This window comes from Jeotgalicoccus aerolatus, from assembly GCF_014635205.1.
GTDB classification, from domain to species: Bacteria; Bacillota; Bacilli; order Staphylococcales; family Salinicoccaceae; genus Jeotgalicoccus; species Jeotgalicoccus aerolatus.
The window spans coordinates 1-648 of record NZ_BMCN01000012.1 but is presented as its reverse complement, the minus strand read 5'-3'; the positions used below and the strand labels follow the sequence as shown (position 1 = coordinate 648).

1 protein-coding gene is annotated in these 648 nt (G+C 46.5%); it reads left to right on the top strand.

Features of this window, described 5'->3' with window-relative positions; translation table 11 throughout:
- Positions 1-454 (top strand): elongation factor 1-alpha C-terminal domain-related protein (locus IEU81_RS11140; RefSeq protein WP_231957247.1); only part of this gene is annotated, 454 nt, incomplete at its 5' end.
- Positions 455-648 lie beyond the last annotated feature (194 nt).

Sequence of the window (648 nt, the reverse complement as noted above, 5' to 3'; positions counted from 1 at the left end):
CAAAAACGTGTCTGTCAAAGATGTCCGTCGTGGCAATGTGGCTGGTGACAGCAAAAATGATCCACCCATGGAAGCTGCTGGCTTCACAGCTCAGGTGATTATTTTGAACCATCCAGGCCAAATCAGTGCTGGATATGCACCTGTGCTGGATTGTCACACAGCTCACATTGCTTGCAAGTTTGCTGAGCTGAAGGAGAAGATTGATCGTCGTTCTGGGAAAAAGCTGGAAGATGGCCCTAAATTCTTGAAATCTGGTGACGCTGCCATCGTTGATATGGTTCCTGGCAAGCCCATGTGTGTCGAGAGCTTCTCTGATTATCCTCCCCTGGGCCGTTTTGCTGTGCGTGACATGAGACAGACAGTCGCTGTGGGTGTCATCAAAGCAGTGGACAAGAAGGCAGCTGGAGCTGGCAAGGTCACCAAGTCTGCCCAGAAAGCTCAGAAGGCTAAATGAATATTATCCCCAATACCTGCCACCCCAGTCTTAATCAGTGGTGGAAGAACGGTCTCAGAACTGTTTGTCTCAATTGGCCATTTAAGTTTAATAGTAAAAGACTGGTTAATGATAACAATGCATCGTAAAACCTTCAGAAGGAAAGGAGAATGTTTTTGTGGACCATATGTTTTGTGTGTGGCAGTTTAAGTTAT